The sequence below is a fragment of the Lacticaseibacillus porcinae genome (assembly GCF_003946305.1).
Taxonomy (GTDB): domain Bacteria; phylum Bacillota; class Bacilli; order Lactobacillales; family Lactobacillaceae; genus Lacticaseibacillus; species Lacticaseibacillus porcinae.
On record NZ_RHNS01000021.1, the window covers coordinates 15645 to 36535 of the forward strand.

Genomic DNA, 20891 nt, shown 5'->3' on the forward strand with positions numbered 1-20891 from the left:
ATCACGATGTGAGCTGCCGGATTTTTAATTAGGCACCGAAAATGGTTTCGTCGATCGCCAAGCGGTTGCGACCTGCATTTTTGGCTAAGTATAACGCTTGATCAGCGCGTTTGAAAGTGGTGGTGGCATCGCGATCTTCGACTTTTGCTTGAGTCAACCCAAAGCTGGCGGTGATGCTTAAGGTCCCAACTTCAGTGGCGATTTGTAAGTTGCGGACGCAATACAAGGCATCCATGGCAATTTGTTGAGCGAGTTGATCATGGGTATCGGGTAAGATCACCGCAAATTCTTCGCCGCCGGTGCGATACACATGATAATTGGGATCATGGCTTTGAAGCATTGCGTCAAGTGCTGAAGCAGTGGCTTTCAACGTCGCGTTGCCAGCTAAGTGGCCGTATGTGTCATTGATCGCCTTGAAATGATCGAGGTCAAAAGTCATCACCCCAAGCGGTTGGTCCAGTGAAGCCTCAGCATAAGCTTGGGTGAGGTCATGTTGAAACATCGCCCAGTTCCGCACCCCGCTTAACGCATCAAATTGGGTTTCATGGGTCAACCGTGCGACCACTAAATCAGAATCACGTTGGCTGCGGCCATTGGCAAAAAGCACCAACATTGCCAAGGCAAAGCCCATGAAATTCCCGAAAACGATCACTGCCGTTGGGTGCCAACGCAGCCACAACAACACCCAAAAGCTCGCGTCGATCACCAATGGTGGAAAGGCAAATAACCAAGGATTATCTGGAGACCAGTTTTTGGCGTAGTGACTTTCAAAGAACAATGCGGAGCCGACGACCGTCAACACCAACCATAAAATCACGGTGCGGCCGCCAGTTTCAATGAAGGTGAGGCATTCGACCACTTTTAAAATTAAAAAGGCCCAAATATTGTTGATCATTAAGTCGGTATACATGATCATCAATAATTGTAAATTGATCAACGCCCAATACAAGACGATATCTTCGCTATTGGCGGCGATGTTCATGATGCGCATCGCTAACATCAACGCGCTGACCCCAATCACCAATGGGAAAGTTTGTTGAAATTGACCGACATTATGTTTCTTGGCGGCGCGTTGGGCGGAGTACTGTTCTAACATGCTGAAATAAACGGTGTAACCTAGTGACCCAAGCACGGTTAGAACCACTGTTGTCAAGATCTGTGCAAACATGTGCCTCGCCTCCATTCTATCTTTAGATTACTCATCATTCAGGTCGAACTCAAGGAAATATTATCCTAATGATGAAAAAATAATACCTATGTTTGTAAAAAAGCTTCTGCAGGCACGACAACCGTGTTTTGCAGAAGCTTTCATCATTAATCAGAGATCACGTTTTGATCGATCGCTAGGCGGTCACGTCCAGCATTTTTCGCTAAGTATAAGGCTTGATCTGCGCGGCGGAAGGTGGCAGTCGCGTCGCGGTCTTTGGCATTCGCTTGGGTCATCCCAAAGCTTGCGGTCAGCTTCAACTCGCCAGCTTGAGTGGTGATCTGCAACTGTCGCATACATTCTAAGGCATCAAGTCCGATTTCACGGGCGCGTTGGCAAGTGGTGTTAGGTAAGATCACGGCAAATTCTTCACCGCCTGTGCGATACACATGATATTTGGGATCTTGAGTTTGCAACATCGATTCCAACCCTTGGGCCGCAGCTTTTAACGCAGCGTTGCCAGCTAAGTGACCATGGGTATCATTAATGGCTTTGAAGTGGTCTAAATCAAAAGTCATGACCCCTAAAGGTTCATCGTTTTTGACTTGGGTGTAGGCATGGGTGAGGTCGCTTTGAAACATTGCCCAGTTGCGAACACCACTTAAGGCGTCAAATTGCGTTTCGTGGGTCAACCGCGCCATCACTTGTTCAGAGCTGCGCTGCGAGCGGCCATTGAAGAAAATCACCAAAATCGCGATCACAAAGGCGATGTAATTGGAAATCAAGATATGCAACGCCGGTCGCCAAACTAACCAGATCCCGACCCAAGCGGCGGCATCGACGACTAGCGGTGGCAAGGCGAACAACCAAGGATTGTCAGGGGACCAGTTTTTAGCGTAGTGACTTTCGAAAAACAGCGCTGAGCCAATGACCATAAACACCATCCACATGGCGATCGTCATGATGCCAGTACCGGCGAAAGTGATGCCGGCGATGATTTTCAAAATGGCAAACGCCCAAAAGCTATCGATCATTAAATCACTGTACATCATGATCAACAATTGTAAATTGATCAATAACCAATAGATCTCCATGCCTTGTTGATTGGCAGCGATATTGATGATGCGCAAGGCGACCAACAATAAACTGATCGCGATCACTAAAGGAATAGCTTGTTGAAATTGGCCGACGGTATGGATCCCGGCAGCACGTTTATCGGAATAACTCTCCAATAATCCGAATAAAACGGTAAAGCCGAGCCCGCCGAGTAAGGTGAAGACGATCACCGTTAAGACTTGTGCAACCATGGAAGCTCCTCCTACTTTTCTATATAATAGCGTACTCAAATTTATTCATCGACGCAAGCATTTATGACACAATATCGACGAAATGATGACAAATATTACTCAGTTTTATAATTTTGACAATTGAATGGTGGACGGTGAGTTTGAAGTCGTGATGATATTCAGTTCACTGCTTACCATTGACGGTGTTTTGACACCCACCTTGTCTGAGTTTGGATCAAATAATTTGACAAAGGATGTATTGTCAGGTATTCTGAACTTACGTCAAGTCCCCGGCACCGCATCCAAGCGGCAGACATGTTCTGAGGTCGGGCTTTTTTTTTGCTTAAAATCGCAATGAAAAGGGTGATCGTGATGACGACTTGGCTTGAACCAATGTATTTGACCCCGATGCAACAATATCTGAAATTTGCAGAGCGAGGCATGCATTTCAAAACCACAAACCGCGCTGATGATATTAAACGAATTTCTGTGATCGGTTATTATAAATTAAAGGAATATGCTTATGCGATGTCAGCATATGACCAATACGGAAACTTGTTTTATCAAAATACGCGTTTTACCAACGTTGTGAACAAGTATTATCGTGATCGCCGACTTAAACTAGCATTGTTTAATGGGATTGAAGAAATTGAGCCATACCTTGTGAGTACCATCGTTTCCGTTTTAGGGAAGCGGTATGGTGCGTTTGGATATTGGCATGTTAAAAGTTGGTCGGATCGCGCTATCCAATTATCACGAGTTGAACGATTTGAACAAAAGTTTCACCGTGATGTGTTGAGAGGGACCCGCTATTCCACGCTGGATGATCTCACGATTCAATCGGGTCTGAACTTATCACCTAAAGGCGGATTTCCTACGATTTGGTTACTTGGTGATTTTATTACGTTTGGAACAGCGGTCACAATTCTACAAATGATGTCGATCAAAAACCGTCGTAGCGTGGCAAAACGCTTTGGCTGCACTGCGGATGAATTGGTGTCATGGGTGCGATTGTTGAATTTTATTCGCAATTGATGTGCCCATAATCATGATTTAATTGACCTCCGATTAGAAACGATGCCATTAATGCCGAAATCGATTCGGTCGAGATTAGCCATTGAAAATGGATCAGTTAGCCATCGCATTGCCCTGGTATTACTCATCTTTTCCAAACTTATGCGGTCGGTAGATGCTAGATTCGACTTTTACAAGCTTAATTCAGCGGTTTTCGATTTTTTCAAAGATGCCAATTTTAATGTGGAGCGAATTGGATTCAAGAACTGGGCACAAATGAGGTTGCCGTAATGTGGCATGAACCATTAGCGTTTCGCTATTTCCTTGCGGGTGATGTTGTGTTTCGACGTAAAATAAGGTATGGTCAAGTGTACGCAACAATTGCACGGATATATAAGGAGAAATAAATTTGGCTAAAACGCCGGTAGTAAAAAATCAAGAACTCACTGTCAACATTGAAGACCTGACTTACGAAGGGATGGGGGTCGCTAAAGTCGACGGCTATCCACTGTTTGTCGATGGGGCTTTGCCAGGGGAAAAAGTCGTTGCCCACATCACCAAAGCGGAAAAGAAATTCGCTTTTGCTCGCATGACTGAGCTGCTTGAAGCTTCACCTGATCGGGTGGAACCAAAAGCCAAAGCTTACGCGCAAACTGGGATCGCACCATTGCAACACTTGGCCTACCCAGCACAATTGAAATTTAAACAACAACAAGTGGCAAACTTATTCAAAAAGGCGAAACTCGATATCGAGGTCAAGCCAACCCTTGGCATGGCCCAACCATACGGCTACCGCAACAAAGCCCAGATCCCAGTACGGATGGTCAACGGCGTATTGACCACTGGTTTTTACAAACGTCGCAGCCATGAGTTGTTGCCATTAGAAGATTTCTATATTCAAGATCCTGAAATCGATAAAGCGGTTTTGGTGGTGCGGGACTTATTGCGGAAATACCAAATTCCCGCTTACAACGAAACGGATAACTCTGGCGTCATTCGCCATATCGTGGTGCGCCGCGGCTACTTCTCGCATCAATTGATGATCGTGTTAGTCACGAACACTTGGGCCATCGACCACTTAGAAGACATCGTTAAAGGCTTGACTGAAGCCTTACCTGAACTTGCCAGCTTGATGTTGAACTTGAACAATCGTAAAACCAATGTCATCCTTGGGAAAAAGACCCGCACCTTGTTTGGTCATGACTACTTAGAAGACAAGCTGCTCGGCTCGACCTTCCGGATCAGCCCGCTATCTTTCTACCAAGTCAACCCACAACAAACTGAAGTCTTGTATCAACAAGCCATTGATGCCGCAGATTTAAAAGGCAACGAAACGGTCATCGATGCTTATTCTGGTATCGGGACGATCTCCTTGTCCATGGCCAAGCATGCTAAGCGCGTTTTAGGTGTCGAAGTGGTACCAGAAGCGGTGCATGACGCCAAAGTTAACGCCTCGCTTAACAGCATCAAAAACGCCGAATTCGTCGTCGGCAAAGCAGAAGATGTGATGACCAACTGGGCAGAAGAAGGCTTACACGCTGATGTGTTGATGGTCGATCCCCCACGCAAAGGCTTGGCACCAGAATTCACCGCTGCAGTTGGGAAAATGTTACCAGATAAAGTAGTTTATGTTTCCTGCAACCCAGCGACCTTAGCCCGTGATATCGCGGCACTGCAAGAATTTGGTTATACTGCTAAGTCTAACCAACCTGTGGATATGTTCCCACAAACGACTTCCATCGAATCTGTGACGGTATTGACGAAGTAAAATGAAATGCCGCTTGACGTTTTGTCAGGCGGCATTTTTGTCGACTCGAAATCATCAAACGCGGCCCAACCTCCATATTCAAAGGTTGGGCCGCGTGATGTCGTTAGCGTTGGGTTTTGTTATGCGCGCCATCTGGTGAAAAGTCTGGCATCGCGTTCAGTGTGGCCATGTCAGCATCAGAAATTTCAAAGTCAAGTTGGGTGTTGGCTTGAATGTGCGCGGCGCTGGTGGCTTTGGGCAGTGGTAACACGCCATTTTGTAAGACGAAACGTAAGGCGAGTTGGGCAACTGATACGTCATATTTTTCAGCGAAAGGCCGCAAATCTGCGTTGTCGAGCAAACCACCGGTTGCAAGTGGTGAATAAGCTTCCACTAAAATGTCGTTTTTCTGGGCGAAGCCGGCGTTGATGGGTTCAGTCGCACCGATGTAATATTGAATCTGGTCGACAGCAGGCTTGAAGTCGCCGTGATCAAGCAAGTTCGCGAGGTCATGGTCATCGAAGTTTGACACGCCGATGGCTCGTGCTTGATGATCATCATAGAAGCGTTGCATCATATCCCACGCCACCAAGTTCTGCTTGTCATAGCGAACGCCAGCCATTGACCATGGCCATGGCGCATGGATCAAATATAAATCGACATATGGCATATCCAAGTTATCAAGCGAGCGGTTGAAGGCGTCTTCCACGCCGACGCGGTCTTTAATTTGGGCCGGGAGCTTGGTGGTGACGAACAATTCATCACGGGGAATGCCGGAGTTGGCGATCGCTTTGCCGACGGACTTTTCGTTGCCGTAAACTAAAGCGGTGTCGATGTGGCGGTAGCCTGCTTCTAGCGCTTCGCTGACTGCACGGTAGGCGACATCACCGTTAGGGATCTGCCAAGTGCCGAAGCCGACTTTAGGGATCTTGATCCCGTTGTTTAAAGTATAAGTGTCTGTCAAAATGCTCATTTTTCTGCCTCCGTTTTCGTGATAAGCTTACCAAAAGTTCGCGGCAATTCCAAGCTAAAACGTGTTAAACTGAAAGCGAATACGTTGACAATTAGTAGATGCCATCAGCTATCACGCCACGAACGGAGGTTATCATCATGGAATTATCAGAAGTTTTATTACTAAGGCATGCGCAACGGGCGTACACTGGCGAAAAAGTCACCGACGCGCAGTTGGAAGCCATTTTACAAGCAGGGGAGCTCGCACCAGTGGCCCTAGGTCAGTTTGAAAAATATCATTTGACGGTGATCGACAATCCAGCAATTCTAGACGCCATCGAATCTGCCACTGCGACACTGTTTCATCGCCACGGTGGCAAAATGCTTTATGGCGCACCGACATTTGTTTTAGTCTCCGCTCAAGGTGAACAAAATGCTGATTTCTCAAGTGCTGCGATCATTGCCCATAACCTCGCGTTAAAAGCCGTCGATGAAGGGGTGGGGTTCTGTTACATCTGGGGAGCAGTCGCTGCGATCAACCAAACACCATCAGTGATCGCGAAGTTGCAGCTACCTGAAGGATTCAAGCCGGTGTGCGGGGTGACGCTAGGACAAATCGCCACACCTTATGTTGAAAAAGATACCGATCCCAACCGCATCGGCATCACCCGCTTATAAAGTAAAACGCGCTCGTCTCAGTTGACGAACGCGTTTTTTTATAGAATTAAATAACGAATTAAATATTCTGATATAAATGTTTGGGGCCACTTTTTGAGGCAAAATCTTGGTATGATTTCTCTAAGCAGAAAAGTGAACAGAGCGGTGACCTTTCAGTACTGGATGCTTATGAAACCTGTGGCAGAAACGAAATCTAGGAAAGGAGTGTCACTGACGTATGTCAGCCTGTAACGAGCAAGCTCGAACAGTCTGATCATCTATGTCGATGGCTGTTGTAACAGCCATAGTCGTGATCCAACAATGTGACCATTCAAGTTCTATAACCGAGTGGATTCAAGCATTGGCGGCGTTGCTTGCGTCAGACTTCTCAAAAGTCGAAACGAAAAAACGGCAAGAAAAAATCGCGCTGAGATACTTTGGCTAGTATGCGCGATTAGTCATTAACTATTAATTGTGCTGAAAGTTGCCGGTTTGAAAACTGCCTGCTGAGGAGAAACTTTCCGGCGTGGTGTTGACGCACCGCGTTTTTTCTATGGCTTAATTTTAATATGGCCACTTAGATAAGACAACTATTTAATAACGTTTGGCGCGTGCCGCAGTTTCATTTCCCGCAAATTACGCTCTTGTTTGAGTTTGCGGATCAGCGATACCATCACTTTTTGACTGGGGTAAAATTGCATGTTCTCTGGTCGCGTGGCCTGCCAATCTAATTCACCGTATTTACCGGCCAAGCGCTTCAAATCTCGGGCCGTGAAGCCGAGTTGATCGGCCAGTGCCCACATCACTGTGGCTTGTTTTTGATTGAAGCGATGCAGCCGGCGCCCATAACAAAATTCTCCGATTTGAAACGGCAACCAGCACACTAATGCCACCCAAGATGCGGTGCCTGGCTTGAAGATCGCCCAAAGCATGATGCCACCCATCACCACGCCGCTGAGATAATACACATAGCGATATTTCATCATTGCGTCCTCCCATCCCATTACCCACGCTCAATATAAGCCTGTTTCAAGGATGAGGCAACGAACAAAATTGTCACTTTGCCCATTAAAAAAGTCGCAGCCTTGGTGGCTGCGACTTTTCGTCGTGTCATTCACCGCAACGCCCAGGCGCCTAAGTCATCATGAATCTGATCTGAAGTGCAAGATCAGATTCATGATGAGCTTAAGCTTTGGGCTAAGCCCGCGGTGAATGACACCGGGTTAAGCTTTCCCAGTGCGCAGTTGCGGTTCCGTGAACCACAACATCAAGAAGTTGATCAACAACAAGCAAGCAGTGGCAATGAAGACCACGTTATAGTTGAAGATCCCAGCTAAAGTCCCACCGAGCAAGGCACCGAACATGTTACCAAGCGCCTGAAAGGACTGGTTCCATGAGAAAATGGCGGAAGTGGCGGTGACTGGAGAGTTTTTCGTTAACAAAGTTTGAATGGTAGGGAACAACGCACCATCAGAGATCCCGACTAACAACCGCAAGATCCCTAAGCTGATGACACCAGGGACAAAACCTTGGGGGATGTAAACCAATACCGCAAATAAGTAGCCTGCCACAAGGACTTTCCCACTACCGTGACGGTCGCCGTATTCACCAAGTCTAGGTGCGGCGATGATGTTGGAAATACCAGGTAATGCAGCGATGATCCCAGCGACTAAGGCGAAGGCCCCATGACCGTGCATCAACTCTTTAACGTATAATGACACGATCGGTGCGATCGAGGCGTTCCCAAGTTGCACGAACAAGGTGGAAAACAGTAACACGATGATCAACTTCGGATTAGCGAATTGCGACAGTAGTCCGCGCAGTAAGCCTTTTTGATGGGCTTCTTTGGGGCGCGGTGGGATCGGGACGAAATCTTCTTTCACGAAAAAGGCAGACATGATCCCAGTGAGCAACAACAAACCGCTGGTGATGAAGAAAGTGTCGCGAATGGAGAAGAATTGTGCCAGCGCGCCACCGATGATCGGCCCCATCAGCATGCCAGAAGTCGAACCTGTAACTAACGTACCTAATGCTTTCCCAGCGTTGGAGCGTGGGGTTTGACTCGCGATCAAGGCTTGGGCGTTAGAAATGTAACCAGAAAACAAGCCTTGTAAAGCCCGCAACGCGATCAATTCCCAAACGTTAGTGACCAGCCCCATTAAAAACATTGCCACTGCCATCCCAAACGCTGCGCGGATCAACATGATCTTGCGGCCTTTTTTATCGGCAAGGGCGCCCCACATCGGACTGACGATCGCCGTGACTAAGAACGTCGCTGCGTAAACTAATCCTGAGTAAAATGAAACTTCTGCTTTAGTAAAGTCGCCTAACTCGCCAACATACAGCGACATAAACGGCATGATCTCTGAAAAGGCGATCCCTGCCACGAAAGTACAGCCCCATAAAATCGTAAGGTTGCGCCGCCATGGCGACTTTTGACGTTGTGCTTCGTCCAAAATGATACTCCTTTCCCAAAAAACATAGGCCTAAACCTGATTCGGTTAGACCCATTCGACGTGATTTTTGTGCACTATTACAATAGAAGAAACACGGTGTTTCACCATTGGTATAGTTGCGCATACAACTATCATCATGCACGTTAATTGTGAATTTTTTGTGAAGATTACTTTGGACGATGCTTTCGCCAAGTGCGGATCACCAAAATAATGAAAATGATCAAGGCAATCAGCGCTGCGGCAATTTTGGCGACTGCTTGCCACCATTGACGTTTAGCAGCTGCATCAACTGATTTGGCGGTGACGTTTTTCAACGGGACGCGTTTGCCAGTGACTAACAGGCGGTGAGAGTTGACGCCATATGGGGTGCAAGTCATTAATGTCGCAAGGTCACGGCCGGGTTCGATTTTTAACTTTGAGACGTTTTGCGGTAACACCACGTCGATACGTTCGACTTGATAGGCGAGGCGCTTATTGCCGACAGTGAGGATGAAGCGTTGACCGATTTTGACTTTCTTGAGGTTGGTGAACAGCTGTTTTGTTGGTAAAGCCGCGTGAGCAGAAATCACCGTGTGAGTCGAGGGTCCGCCAGTTGGGTAGCTGGTCCCACCCAATACTGTGGCGCCTGACTGCAACAATAAGTCGTTAGTCCGGTCATATAAGGGAATGTACAGATCAATGGTTGGAATGGACACGGCGCCGATCAGATGATCATTCAAGTACTTTGCTGATGCAGACTTGCTGGTTTCTTTGAACACATCACCACTAGGGCGTATCCCATTAGCAGCAAGTTCAGCGTTTTCGGCTTTTTTCTTGGCGAGATCACGTTTGGCGTTGACCGCTGCTTGATCTTTCAACCGTTGTTGATTAAATTGAGTGCGCACTGTGTTGAGACCACTGGCGACAAAAGGGTAGGCGAATATTCCTAAACCGGTGAAGAAAAGCAGTAACACCAGCAAATTTTTAAATCGCTTGGACATAAGTGCACCTCCTTATGTAAGGTGGGTCGCCCCACCAGTAAAACTACGCTTGTTTCTTCTTGTAAACTAAGGCACCACCCATAGCAAGTGCACCGACTGCGAGGAAGGTCACGATCCCGATACCACCAGTTGTTGGTAAGATCGAGCTCCCTGGGGTGTTGAAGACGCTTTCTGACTTGAGCGTTTGTGTCGCAACGCTGGCTTCATACACCTTAAATTCGGTATTAGCCTTCTCAAACGTATAGCCAGTTGGCGCTTTGGTTTCTTTCAAGTTGTAAGTGCCAGTCTTTAACCCGTAAATTGCTAAGTGGCCTTTGTCTGCTGAGACGATTTCAGTGGCATCCGCTTCGCTGCCCCACTCGATTTTGGCAGGTTTGTAGATTCCGTCAGTGCTGGAGATCACTTTGTTGTCATCATCCAATAACTTGGCAAATTCCGTTTTGCCGTCTTTGCCGACACGACTGATCTTAAAGTAAGCACCTTTCAATCCATCGTCGGTTTCAGCATCAAGCTTCACAAATTCGTGACCACCAGTTTCAACTTCTGGGGCATCATCAACAGTTTCATACGTGTCATGTTGATTGGTGAAGTAACCGTAGAATTTGTTGCCGATACTTTGATATGGGGTCGCATCTTCATTGATCTTCATCGTGTATTTGAAGAATAATTGTTCTCTGCCAATGTTCTGCAACAAGCGGTCAAGGATCACGAGTTGTTCATGTGTCCATTCTTCCCAGTTACTAAAGTCTAAATTGTATTCAAAACCAGCGTGTTTACGTTGGTCGTTTTGCCAGCCTTCATCTTTTGAAGAGATGAAACTTGTTACGGCATCAAAATCTTCCTTGACCGAGAATTTTTCGTCGCCTTTCATCACATAAATGTCGTCCACTCTAACGAAGTCAGTCCCCGCAAGCGTCATTTGATCAAGGAAGCGAAAACCGGTGTAGCCGCCTTCGCCCATAAATTTAGTATCGGGAATCGGAGCGCTGGAAATATAGGTGAGATCATCGCCCACATTGTAACTGTAATAGCCGTCTTTCAGGGCTTCGTCTTTTTCGTCAACTAAGTCTTTTAAGACCCCGTAGTTCTTGGCATATAAGTCAACTTGTGGTTGTGTCGCTAATTTTTTGTTCATTCCCAAAGTAAACGGGCGGGCATTCACAAACGCTGCGTTAGAGCTCTCTTCGTCTGTGAGTTCGACAAACATATACAGGCTGTAAACCATGTTATTGTTCACTTTAGTCTTTGTCGTTAATTTAGTGTTGGCAGTCCCGTTTCCGTCAGTTGTAATGGTGCTGACATAGTCACCTTTAGGCGTATCATAATCCCAAGCGTCGCTCATCATCTTCGTAATTTCATCATCGGTTTTGTCTTCGTTGCCTGGCAAAGCTTTCATGTCATAGAACCATTGTGTGACGTTATAGACTTCAAAATCGACGCCTGCTAAGCCAGCATATTCCTCATCCAACCAACTACTACTGGATCCATCATTCTCGAAGTGGAATCCGTCAAAAACTTGTTTCTTGTGAAGATTCAGACTAAATTCTTCAGGAATCGGTTCTTTGTCATCTGCTAATACTGTATGCGTCACGCTGGGACTCACGAATGTACTCACAGACATTGCAGTTAATGCCATCGTGCAAGTCATCATCCCAGTTAACAGGGTGCGGGTAAGCTTGGTGGTTTTCATATTGTTTTTCCCCCTAAAGTGAACGGTTCTTCTTCATCCAATTTATCGCTGCGATCATGAATACCGCACCGATCAAAACTGCCAACCAAGAAATTGCAGTGCCCATGGCTGGTAAAATGGTACTAGGTTTGTTGGTACTTGGTTTGCTTGGTGTTGTTGGCTGAGCAGTCCCAACTTGATTGTTGTAAACCCGTGGACGACCAGCTTGAATACTTGATTCTTTTACGACCCCAGAAAGGGTTTCTTCCATCACTTCACCGTTAACGGTAACGGAGAGATAGTTGCCAGCATCGTCGTACCAAGTGGCGGGAATGATCACTTCCACATCTTTGATCTCTGAGCTATAGCCGGCAACACTGGCTAATTCTTCGAAGTAGTAAGTCCCAGCAGGTAAGAAACGTTCCCCGGAATCGACTAAGCCGTTATCGTCAGAGACGAATTTCGCGACTTGAGGATGGTTCAGTGGGTCAGTGGTTGTGATCCAGCTGTTCTTCAAGTCAAACACTGGCGTATTATCCAGGTAAAGCTTTTCACCATTGGGTTCAATGCGATACAAGGCGAAGGTGACGCCTTTGAGTCGCTTTTCACTGCCGTCAAGTTGACGGCCAAATTTGAAGAAATAAGGATCGCGGACGTAACCGACGTTTTTAGGATAAAGGTGGATCACATCCATGCGATCTTTGGTGCCAAGGCGCAAGTAGATCGGCGCGGCTTTCTTCGTTAAATCGACGTTAAGCAAGATATCTGCATCGACGCTAGTTTCGATCAACAAGTAAGCGGCGTTTTGATCGGCGGAAATATTGGGAACGTCGAGGCTGACCACGCCGTCTTCACCGTTGACAGTACCAGTTTTTAAGGTCGTCACCAGTGGCAAATCATAGGCTTTCGCTAACGCTGAACCAGATTTGCAATCCAATCCCGCCAACCGTTTCGCGAAGTCTTGTTCAGATTCGCCATCTTCATGTGCTTTGTCATACAATTCAGTGGCGTCATAAACATCAAAGTTTGCGCCATTGAGACCAAAGGACTCATCCGTTTGAATGATCGCTTGGCCTTGGTTGTTGTACTCCCAATTGTCGAGTCCTGCTAAGCGGGCATCCCGATAGATCCGCTTGTGCAGCGTCAAAGTCGTGGTGTCGGCGCTAGCGTGGACCCGTTGGTTGCCAAAAGCGATCAAGGCGAAGGCCATCAGCGATAAAAATGCGATCAGTTTTCTCATCGTAGGGCCTCCTTTCGCCAGTGCCAACCAAGCATCAAGGCTAACAACATCATCATGACCGCCATGGTGATCAATGCTTTGATCCCGTCACCACCCGTGACTGGTAATGGAATTTCTTCAGCATTGTTTTCAAGGGTCAAGTGTAGTTTGTGGTTAGCAACCTCCCATCGGTATTGTTTGTCAGTGAGATCGCTCCCAGTATATTTCAGGCTTGAAATGGTCCCATCAATGTTCAACGTGAAAGTGAATTTGCCATTTAGTTTCGCAAAGCCAGTTGGGGCTTTGGTTTCTTCCAAGGCGTAGGTGCCTGGAATCAATTGATCAGAGGCTAATATCAAGTTCGCGTTTGTGGTCGTGATGCCACTGGTGATCACAGTGCCGTTGGCGGTACTCAACTGGAATTCCGCGTGAGCTAAGCGTTTTTGTTCGTCATCTGTTTTCTCTAGTTCAATTGTCCAACGTTTGAGATCATTGACGACTTGGTTGTTGTGTTGCCAATCTTTCGGCCAAGTGATTGAACCATCTTCATTCACAGTGATGGCAATGGCCTCTGTCAACGGCACATACCCTGTAGGTGTGTAAGTTTCCTTCAACCAATAGTCGCCTGGTGCGATTTTTGTAAATTTAACAGTTCCGTCACTCGTAGACGTTTGTGTTTGGACTGGGTCACCATTGGCATCTGCAGTGGTGAATAGGCCAAAGGTCACGTCTTTCACGGCCTGACCGAAGTCGTCAACTTTTTTGAAAGCTGGATCCACTGGGTCAGGTGCTTTTGGTGTCACGAAAACGGTGACTGGATCAGTGGTTTTGTCGTAGGCGAGTTCGTTCAAACTGCCATACATTTTGACTGTGGCTTCGTTGGTCATGGTTTGTTGTTCTTTGATCTCGTCGCGATCATAGGTAGTTTTTACCCGGACGCGAATGGAGAAGAAGCCACCACCAAAAGGAATTTTCATCACTTCGCTAGCTGGCAAGGTGATGGTCAATTGTTGTCGACCACCCACCATTACCGGTTTGATTGGTTCTGGCGTTAAATAGCGATTTTTGTTATCAACTGGCCGTTCATTAAATATCAATATGTCAGCATCAACATTATCGCTATACAGCACCATGCCTTCAGGTAACAGATCTGAAATCACAATTCTTTGCGGACGCGACACCAGTTCTTCAATGACCTTGTAGGTTTGTTGGTTGATGTAGTAATACATCGGTGCACCGGCATCAGCTTGTGTGTCAACAGAATTGCCGTCAAGTTCGTTAGCTGTGTAAGGTTGGCCGCCAATATTTTCAATATCGGCTTCAGAACCACCAGCATTATTACCAACAGCGGAAATTGATTTGTTGTTCTCGAGTTTTGGTATCGTGAACTTCGCATCGCCAGAGGCATTCGCCAGCCAAGTTTGTTGACCTTTGGAGTAAGTCCCGCGAGTGAATGAGAAGGTGCTACCGATTAAAGTGAAAGCCGCGGCCCCGTTCCCAAAACTCGGTGTACCCAAGCGGTCTTGCCATTCTTTTGTTGTGACGATCTTGTCTGGATCTGTTTCATCCCAGTTACCCCACTTGTGTGAAGTATAGGCTTTGATGCCAAGGGTTCCACCGCTCGGCCAGCCATAACGAATGAAGCTTTCCCAACTGTTTGGATCACTGGTGGTACCCCGATAGTCCGGCACCAAGCGATCAGGACTCAAGTTTGTTTCACGCACCGAATTCGGATCGGCTGTCGAGAAAGTCAAATTTGGTGTTTTAGCTGCAACGAATTCACCAGGATTTAACGAGGTGAAAGTGAGCTTGGCTTCAGAGTCGGCTGAAAATTCGATTTTCGTATGCACGTCATCTTGTAAAAAGAAGGTGACATTCCAATCAAAGTGACGCATATTGGCAATCGAAACCCCTGAGTAGAAGTTGTTGGAAAAATCGATCGCCATTGTGCTTTCATCCCATTCCACCGAACGGAAAGTCATGTTTTGGACTTCGACATAGGCACCCACAGGCAGGTTATTCCCGTCTTGATCTTGGACGTAGCCAACATGTGAGTAAGAAAGTTCTATCTTTGCATCTGCAATCGTGCTGTTATCTTCGAAAATCACAGCACGGCTGGTTGAGCCTTCAACATAGTCACTAGAAGTGTGCGTTCGCATCGTGGCTTCAGAGTCATATTTCCAACGATTATCCGCGGTTTTGGTGACAATTTCACCAAGTTTTCGGTCGGCGCCAGTCTTATCTAAGACATTCATCTTTAAATCAGCGCGAGCCCCTAAGGTTAACACTAAGTTTTGTGCTTGAAAGGTGGCGGTGCTTGGTTTAATGACGGTTTCGTTGGCGGCTTTGTTGAGCGTTGAGGCATCAGCTTGTGCAGTTGGTGCTGCTGGTAGTTCAGCGGTCACCACTGATTCTTCCGTTGCTTCTGCTTGAGCAGCTTCGTCTTCTGGATCTGGCACAGGTTGTTCCACCTCAGGTAAGGTGAGGGTGACTGTGTGTGGACCCGCGACTTGATCATCAAGTAAGTCGACGTTCAACTGTGGTTCAGTGGCAACTGGACTTGCTTCAGTTGCTGCAGCAACTGGTTGTTCATCTAGTTGGGCCATGATCGCCAAGCTAGTTTGGGTGATCGGCGTTTGATAACGCAAACTGCCGGTTGTTTCAGTGGTAAAATCTTTTTCTTGCCACCACTGTGTGTCAGCAGCTTGCAGTTCATGCCAGTCAGTGGCATTGATCGGGGTCAAAGCAGTGTCATCAGCTTTGACCTCAACTTTCAATGCACGTGGGGCAGGGCTGGCCTTGCGTTTATATTGCAAGGTCCAATCGATCAAATCGCCGTTTTGCACACCGGTCGCTTTGAGCGTTAAGTCGTCGGAATCGATCAAGGTTTGTTCAACCTTAGGCGATTCGACGGCTTGCACATGCCGGATGCCGACTAATGTGCAAAGCTGCATCACGACCAGCAAAGCCGCTAAAAAGCCGTGGATCATCTTGCGTTGCATCATTTTCTCCCCCCTTTCAATGTGTTATCCAGTATTGTGAATGACCATGGCACACCTCCCGCTTATATTGACCATTACTTCTACAATTTAAGTTTAGCAAAATGACGATTCTGAACGGTAATCAGGTGCATCGCAAACTTTAAAACTTTTTTTGAGCAATCCAAAAAAGCGTCATACCGGCGCAGATTTTATACGTTTTCACAAATAAAAATTAGAAAATTATCATATAAAAAATCCCTTACCAATTTATTGGTAGGGGAGAAACAGGATATTTATCAGTTTCGACTTGAAATCTTAGGCGATTGTTTTTTCGATTTGATTAGGTTGTTGTACCGCCGAACATTCAAAAAGCGCGCCACCGTTATCGGCAACGCGCTTCAATCATGGCAACTATTCAGCTGCTAGTTTTTTTACGGCTTTGTAAATTTGCTTATCTGACAGCACGTGTTCGAGAGATTGCTTAAGTTCTTCGCGGGTCAACGCATGCTCTTGATAGTCTGACTCATGTTGTTTGATCAAGGCTTTTGCTTCGTCAGTAATAGTGACATCGATTGTCATGGTTGCACCTCCTAGTGACGCTATTATACCTTAGTTTTCTGGATTATCAATATTTAATTTCATTCGAATTGCCCAGCCCGTTGCTGATTTGGCAGCGTCAATTGAGTTATACGTTTTAACAATAAGCCGTTGTAAGATATAGGATTCAAGGCTTTTAGCAGAGAATTGGTGATTTGCGACTTTTTTTGTGATTTCGTAAAGTTCATTTCCGTTGGGTTCGTTTAGGGAAAAGCCGTTGATGTCCAAGAAAATAATCCCACTCAACAAAGCAGTGCGTTTATTTCCGTTGTGAAATACTTGAGATGTGGCAATTTTGTACCATAAGGTAGCTGCTTTGCTCACGACACCTTCGTATGGATCAACGCCGAAGTAGCTTTCTTGGACTGAAGCGAGGATGGCGCTTAAGGTATTACAGTCTTTGACACCATAAAAATATTCTTCGCGAAACATCTTTTCGGCTTGTGTATTGATGTCTGCCATGGCCTCAGGTGTGAGTTTGCGTACCCAGCTTGCAAATAGGATATTGTAATGAGATACGAGTTGATCTTCATGAAACAACTTGATAATTGAGTGTTCATTGTCTGCAGTGGTACCTATTTTTTCAATCCGAACACTAAAATTTCCGCTCGCATGAGTTTCATATGCATACTTTTGAACAACAGCCTGCGTAAACTGGTTATATTGAATATCCGAGTTTCCTTGGCATTTGACATATTCAGTTGGTTCGTTCAAATGGAATCACCTACTTATCTCTACCTGTTAGTGAATTCAATCGGGATACTTATTATTCTACAGTAGAGACTTCACGCTTGGCAACCAAAAAGCGCGCCGCCGTTATCGGCAACGCACTTCAATTGATCACTTCTTATTTTGGGTGGCGTTAAGCACTTGCCCAACTGCTGGGATCTGACCAAGTGAATCAACGGCAGTCGATGGTAAGACCACGGTATTTGAATCACCTTTGGCTAAGGCTTCAAGGGCTTCGACGTTCTTATACTTCAGATACAAATCGCCATCGTGTTCAAGACCAGCGTTGATGGAATTGATTTGATCTTTGACGGCTTCGGCGATCAAACGTTGGGATTCCGCGCGACCTTGGGCTTGCAAGATCTGAGTCTGCTTGTTGGCTTCGGCTTCCAAAATGGAGGCTTGCTTTTCACCTTCGGCTTTGGCGATGGCAGCTTGTTTGTGACCTTCAGCTTCCATGATGTTGGCTTCTTTTTCACGGCTGGCGCGCAGCAGCTTGTTCATGGAATCTTGAATGGTGGTGTCGACTTTGATCGAGTCGATGTTGACCCGGTCGACGTTTAACCCGTAGCCGGCAGTGGTTTCAGCGATTTGGGTGAAAAGGGTTTGGTTGATGGTTTCAGTGCCATTCAACACATCGTTTAAGTCCATGTTCCCGATGATCCCACGTAAGTTTGCACGAGTATCTTGCACCATGGACAACACTGAGTCTTTGTTTTGGTAAACATATGCGTTGACGTCAGTGATGTGGTATTTCAAAGTTTCTGAAATGCGGACGACCACGTTATCTTTGGTGATCACTTCTTGTTCGTCAACTTTCAGTGGAATTTGTTTCATGTTGACGATTTCGGTGATGCGATAAATGATCGGTGGCACCACGTGGAAGCCTGGTTGCAAGGTTTGGACGTATTTCCCTAAACGTTCGACGATCCCGACTTCCCCAGTATGAATAATGGCAACACTTGTGAACAAGATCACGGCAATGATCAAAATTAAGATAACGGCGACAACGCCGAAGACGATTGTTAAAATCATAAAAACTCCTCCTTAAAAATCTAACTCATACCCCAATTTGCGGACTGATAAGCCGTCTCGATCCGCGGCAACGACTACCACTTGGTCGCCAGGTGCTGCCTCACCTAACACGCGGTAGTGGTAGAAGATCCCATACAATTGAATTTCCCCAGACGTGGCAGTGGGTAAAGTGAAAATGGTTTTGATCAAGCGGTCATCTAACATATTTCTCACTCCTTATGCTTCCGCTTCCATCGTACTGGAATTCAATTGATAACGCAATTCTAGTCGCAAAAAGTTTGTGAGCATCAGCCCAAAGTCTGATTTTTAGTGATGTGACAAAACTGACACCTCATGGCCACAGCCGTGGTTCGTGCGGTATAATATCAGGCATGCAGGAGGTGACACCATGCGTGCCAAGCGCCCAATTTATGCGGATACTTATGACCGCCGGCGAAAAATTATCATTGTGATCGTAGTACTTGCTGTGCTGGCTGCCGCGGTCGGTGGCGTGTGGTGGTGGTTGCACCGCAATCCCCGTCCTAGCGTGGCCAAATACCCAGAGCTCGGCGTGCGGATGAGCCAAGCTGACGGGGTGCTGGATTCCTCAGAACTGGAAGCAGGCGGGGTGAGCTTCGTTTACCTCAAAGCCACGCAAGGTGCGAGCTTTGTTGATGATAATTTTGCCACCAACCAATCGCGCGCCGGAAGTTTGAAAGTCGGGGCTTATCACTATTTCAGCTTCGACTCCACGCCGCAAGCGCAAGCAGAGAACTTCATCAAACATGTCGCTGACGCCGGTGAATTGCCGATCGGCATCTATGTGACATATTACGGAAATTATGCCAGCGACCCGCCGAAATCGTCGGTGGTGGCACGAAATCTCACCAGTTTGATCAGTTTGTTGCAAGCTCACTATCAACAAGGCGTCGTGTTAATGGGCAGTGCCTCGACGCTTGCGACCATCAAATCAGTAGCGCCGAGTGCTGCGCGGTATGTGATCTCAAGTAAAAAGCCTGCGACTGGCAGTTATTGGGAATATGCTAATGCCAAGTTGCCAAATGGGGGCACTGACCAAACCTTTGACTGCGTCGTATATACGAAAGGTACCAGTTTACCGTAATTGCTGAAAATGGAATAGTTCGTCAAGTCGTTGACCTCACGGAGGTCGGCGGCTTTTTTCGTTGTTGCGGCCACGTTTTGAACGACTGCGAGTATGTTTTGGCCCAGTTTTCGCAAATATATATAAGTGAGTAGGGAAAATATTATTTCTGCGACGAATTGTGGTATGGGAGGGCAAAATATGAAAAAATGGAAAGCAGCAAGTGGGGGATGTGGGTATTCCGGCATTACGCTGGGTTGGCACAGCTGATCGGCATCGGCATCTCTAGTGGTGTCATGGCGGTGGTGTCGCGGATCCGCAGCGAAACCATTCGTTGGCAGGACTCGCATATGCGGCGAATCGACAATACGTCCAAAATCATTGCCTTTTATAACAACGAAATCAGGAAACTGGTAATCGTGTTCATGCGTGAGTTTGACAAGGAAGCCGTTCAATTTAAACCGAAATCTGACAAAGGCGCTGGTGCATTGCGACTGCAAATCCAGTTTCAATTAGATTTGGCAACAAAATTGGAATTAGCGACGATATTGCATCTTTTAGATCATCTCGGATGGCTATTGAAACAAACGAGTTATCTCTATCAAGAGGAAATCCTGTATTCAATCGCTTCTGAACTCAAGCGATTATTATTGAATGAGCAGTACGAAGTGGTCATCTTGCAGTTGCTTCGGCATTCAAGCATACGGAATCTTGACTATCTGATTGAAAAGTTAAAGGAGGTACCGACACATGATGAAAAGTGATCGAGAAATCATCGAATATGAGAAGCAGGTGGTTCCCGGATTCGCTGAATTTCTCGCGATTCCAGAAGATCAGCGTGAGGCTTACGTTTTGGGCCATGTGAATGAGGCATTGATCAATGCAGGAATGGATCCAATTGATCGATTGCTGACAGATGAAGAGTTGGAGAGCGCCCGTCGAAAATTGCATGCACCCGCGAAAAAGTTAACTTTTCGTCGTCGTTTCCAGCGGGCTTGGGTGATTCTTTGGAACAAATAGATCTGCAACTCATGACTGATGAAGAAAAACTGGAATATCGCAAGCGTGAGTTGTCCGGCTATGCAGAATTTATCGCGATTCCGGAGGACCAGCGTGAGGCTTATGTGGTCAGCGTGGTGAATGATGGCCTGATGAAAGCAGGCTTGGCACCGATCAAGCGGCTGTTGACCGATGAAGAAATTGAAGTGGCACGACAAAAGCTATATGGCTCAGCCAAGAAAAAAAGTTTCACGCAACGTTTTCGCCGCGCTTGGGCGATATTGTGGGACACGGAAGCTTAACGAAGATCGTGCTCACCTTACAAAACCGTTCGCGCATCACA

The 20891-nt window shown here is 46.6% G+C and carries 20 protein-coding genes; 7 read left to right on the forward strand and 13 right to left on the reverse strand.

Translation table 11 applies throughout. From position 1 onward, the window contains the following. Positions 1 to 28 precede the first annotated feature (28 nt). Positions 29 to 1168 (reverse strand): GGDEF domain-containing protein, encoded by a 1140-nt coding sequence (locus tag EKM92_RS12160; protein ID WP_164509993.1) that lies wholly within the window; start codon positions 1166 to 1168, stop codon positions 29 to 31. A gap of 146 nt (positions 1169 to 1314) precedes the next feature. Further along, positions 1315 to 2454: a GGDEF domain-containing protein gene (locus EKM92_RS12165; RefSeq protein WP_125711177.1), complete on the reverse strand. Its 1140-nt coding sequence runs from the start codon at positions 2452 to 2454 to the stop codon at positions 1315 to 1317. Positions 2455 to 2805: 351 nt separating this feature from the next. Between EKM92_RS12165 and EKM92_RS12170 the strand changes: the two genes are divergently transcribed. Together EKM92_RS12170 and rlmD are read left to right on the forward strand one after the other, a co-directional pair. Continuing rightward, entirely contained in the window at positions 2806 to 3468 is a 663-nt protein-coding gene (locus tag EKM92_RS12170) for an Abi family protein (protein ID WP_164509994.1), read from the forward strand. Between the two features lie 388 nt (positions 3469 to 3856). Then, entirely contained in the window at positions 3857 to 5215 is a 1359-nt protein-coding gene (gene rlmD / locus EKM92_RS12175; RefSeq protein ID WP_125711181.1) for a 23S rRNA (uracil(1939)-C(5))-methyltransferase RlmD, read from the forward strand. 103 nt (positions 5216 to 5318) lie between these two features. Here the strand turns inward: rlmD and EKM92_RS12180 are convergent, their stop codons facing one another. Further along, the gene (locus EKM92_RS12180; RefSeq protein ID WP_125711183.1) at positions 5319 to 6167 is read right to left on the reverse strand and encodes an aldo/keto reductase; all 849 of its coding nucleotides are present in this window, start codon (positions 6165 to 6167) and stop codon (positions 5319 to 5321) included. A 137-nt stretch (positions 6168 to 6304) separates the two neighbouring features. Here EKM92_RS12180 and EKM92_RS12185 point away from each other — a divergent pair, with 137 nt between their 5' ends. Continuing rightward, positions 6305 to 6823, forward strand: coding sequence for a nitroreductase family protein (locus tag EKM92_RS12185; protein WP_164509995.1), 519 nt, complete (start codon positions 6305 to 6307; stop codon positions 6821 to 6823). A 569-nt stretch (positions 6824 to 7392) separates the two neighbouring features. Here the strand turns inward: EKM92_RS12185 and EKM92_RS12190 are convergent. The 10 genes from EKM92_RS12190 to EKM92_RS12230 all read right to left on the reverse strand — a co-directional run bounded on the left by EKM92_RS12190 (position 7393) and on the right by EKM92_RS12230 (position 18672). Next, entirely contained in the window at positions 7393 to 7788 is a 396-nt protein-coding gene (locus EKM92_RS12190) for a hypothetical protein (RefSeq protein WP_164509996.1), read from the reverse strand. Positions 7789 to 8025: 237 nt separating this feature from the next. Then, a complete protein-coding gene (locus tag EKM92_RS12195) occupies positions 8026 to 9258 on the reverse strand; it encodes an MFS transporter (RefSeq protein WP_125711189.1) in 1233 nt (410 codons plus the stop codon). Positions 9259 to 9425: 167 nt separating this feature from the next. After that, positions 9426 to 10238: a class C sortase gene (locus tag EKM92_RS12200; RefSeq protein WP_125711191.1), complete on the reverse strand. Its 813-nt coding sequence runs from the start codon at positions 10236 to 10238 to the stop codon at positions 9426 to 9428. Between the two features lie 43 nt (positions 10239 to 10281). Further along, positions 10282 to 11928: a SpaH/EbpB family LPXTG-anchored major pilin gene (locus EKM92_RS12205; protein WP_125711193.1), complete on the reverse strand. Its 1647-nt coding sequence runs from the start codon at positions 11926 to 11928 to the stop codon at positions 10282 to 10284. Between the two features lie 13 nt (positions 11929 to 11941). After that, positions 11942 to 13147, reverse strand: a complete 1206-nt coding sequence (locus tag EKM92_RS12210) for a pilin N-terminal domain-containing protein (RefSeq protein WP_125711195.1) — start codon at positions 13145 to 13147, stop codon at positions 11942 to 11944. Continuing rightward, on the reverse strand, positions 13144 to 16131 hold the full coding sequence (locus EKM92_RS12215; RefSeq protein ID WP_125711197.1) for an MSCRAMM family protein: 2988 nt from the start codon (positions 16129 to 16131) through the stop codon (positions 13144 to 13146). The genes EKM92_RS12210 and EKM92_RS12215 overlap by 4 nt, the downstream gene beginning before the upstream one ends. Positions 16132 to 16518: 387 nt before the next feature. After that, entirely contained in the window at positions 16519 to 16686 is a 168-nt protein-coding gene (locus tag EKM92_RS13635) for a hypothetical protein (RefSeq protein ID WP_164509997.1), read from the reverse strand. A 30-nt stretch (positions 16687 to 16716) separates the two neighbouring features. Then, positions 16717 to 17418 carry a type II toxin-antitoxin system death-on-curing family toxin gene (locus EKM92_RS12220; RefSeq protein ID WP_125711199.1) on the reverse strand — a complete coding sequence of 234 codons (702 nt, stop codon included), beginning with the start codon at positions 17416 to 17418 and terminating at the stop codon, positions 16717 to 16719. A gap of 126 nt (positions 17419 to 17544) precedes the next feature. Further along, positions 17545 to 18468, reverse strand: a complete 924-nt coding sequence (locus EKM92_RS12225) for an SPFH domain-containing protein (RefSeq protein WP_125711201.1) — start codon at positions 18466 to 18468, stop codon at positions 17545 to 17547. Positions 18469 to 18480: 12 nt separating this feature from the next. Next, entirely contained in the window at positions 18481 to 18672 is a 192-nt protein-coding gene (locus EKM92_RS12230; RefSeq protein ID WP_125711203.1) for a hypothetical protein, read from the reverse strand. Positions 18673 to 18856: 184 nt separating this feature from the next. On the opposite strand from EKM92_RS12230, the gene EKM92_RS12235 reads away from it, so the two are divergent. From EKM92_RS12235 to EKM92_RS12250, 4 genes are all read left to right on the forward strand, one after another. Continuing rightward, positions 18857 to 19570, forward strand: a complete 714-nt coding sequence (locus EKM92_RS12235; protein ID WP_125711205.1) for a GH25 family lysozyme — start codon at positions 18857 to 18859, stop codon at positions 19568 to 19570. Positions 19571 to 19806: 236 nt separating this feature from the next. Further along, positions 19807 to 20313 carry a hypothetical protein gene (locus EKM92_RS12240; protein WP_125711207.1) on the forward strand — a complete coding sequence of 169 codons (507 nt, stop codon included), beginning with the start codon at positions 19807 to 19809 and terminating at the stop codon, positions 20311 to 20313. Continuing rightward, the gene (locus tag EKM92_RS12245) at positions 20300 to 20569 is read left to right on the forward strand and encodes a hypothetical protein (protein WP_125711209.1); all 270 of its coding nucleotides are present in this window, start codon (positions 20300 to 20302) and stop codon (positions 20567 to 20569) included. The genes EKM92_RS12240 and EKM92_RS12245 overlap by 14 nt, the downstream gene beginning before the upstream one ends. Then, positions 20557 to 20850 carry a hypothetical protein gene (locus tag EKM92_RS12250; RefSeq protein WP_125711211.1) on the forward strand — a complete coding sequence of 98 codons (294 nt, stop codon included), beginning with the start codon at positions 20557 to 20559 and terminating at the stop codon, positions 20848 to 20850. Before EKM92_RS12245 ends, EKM92_RS12250 begins: the two co-directional genes overlap by 13 nt. Positions 20851 to 20891 lie beyond the last annotated feature (41 nt).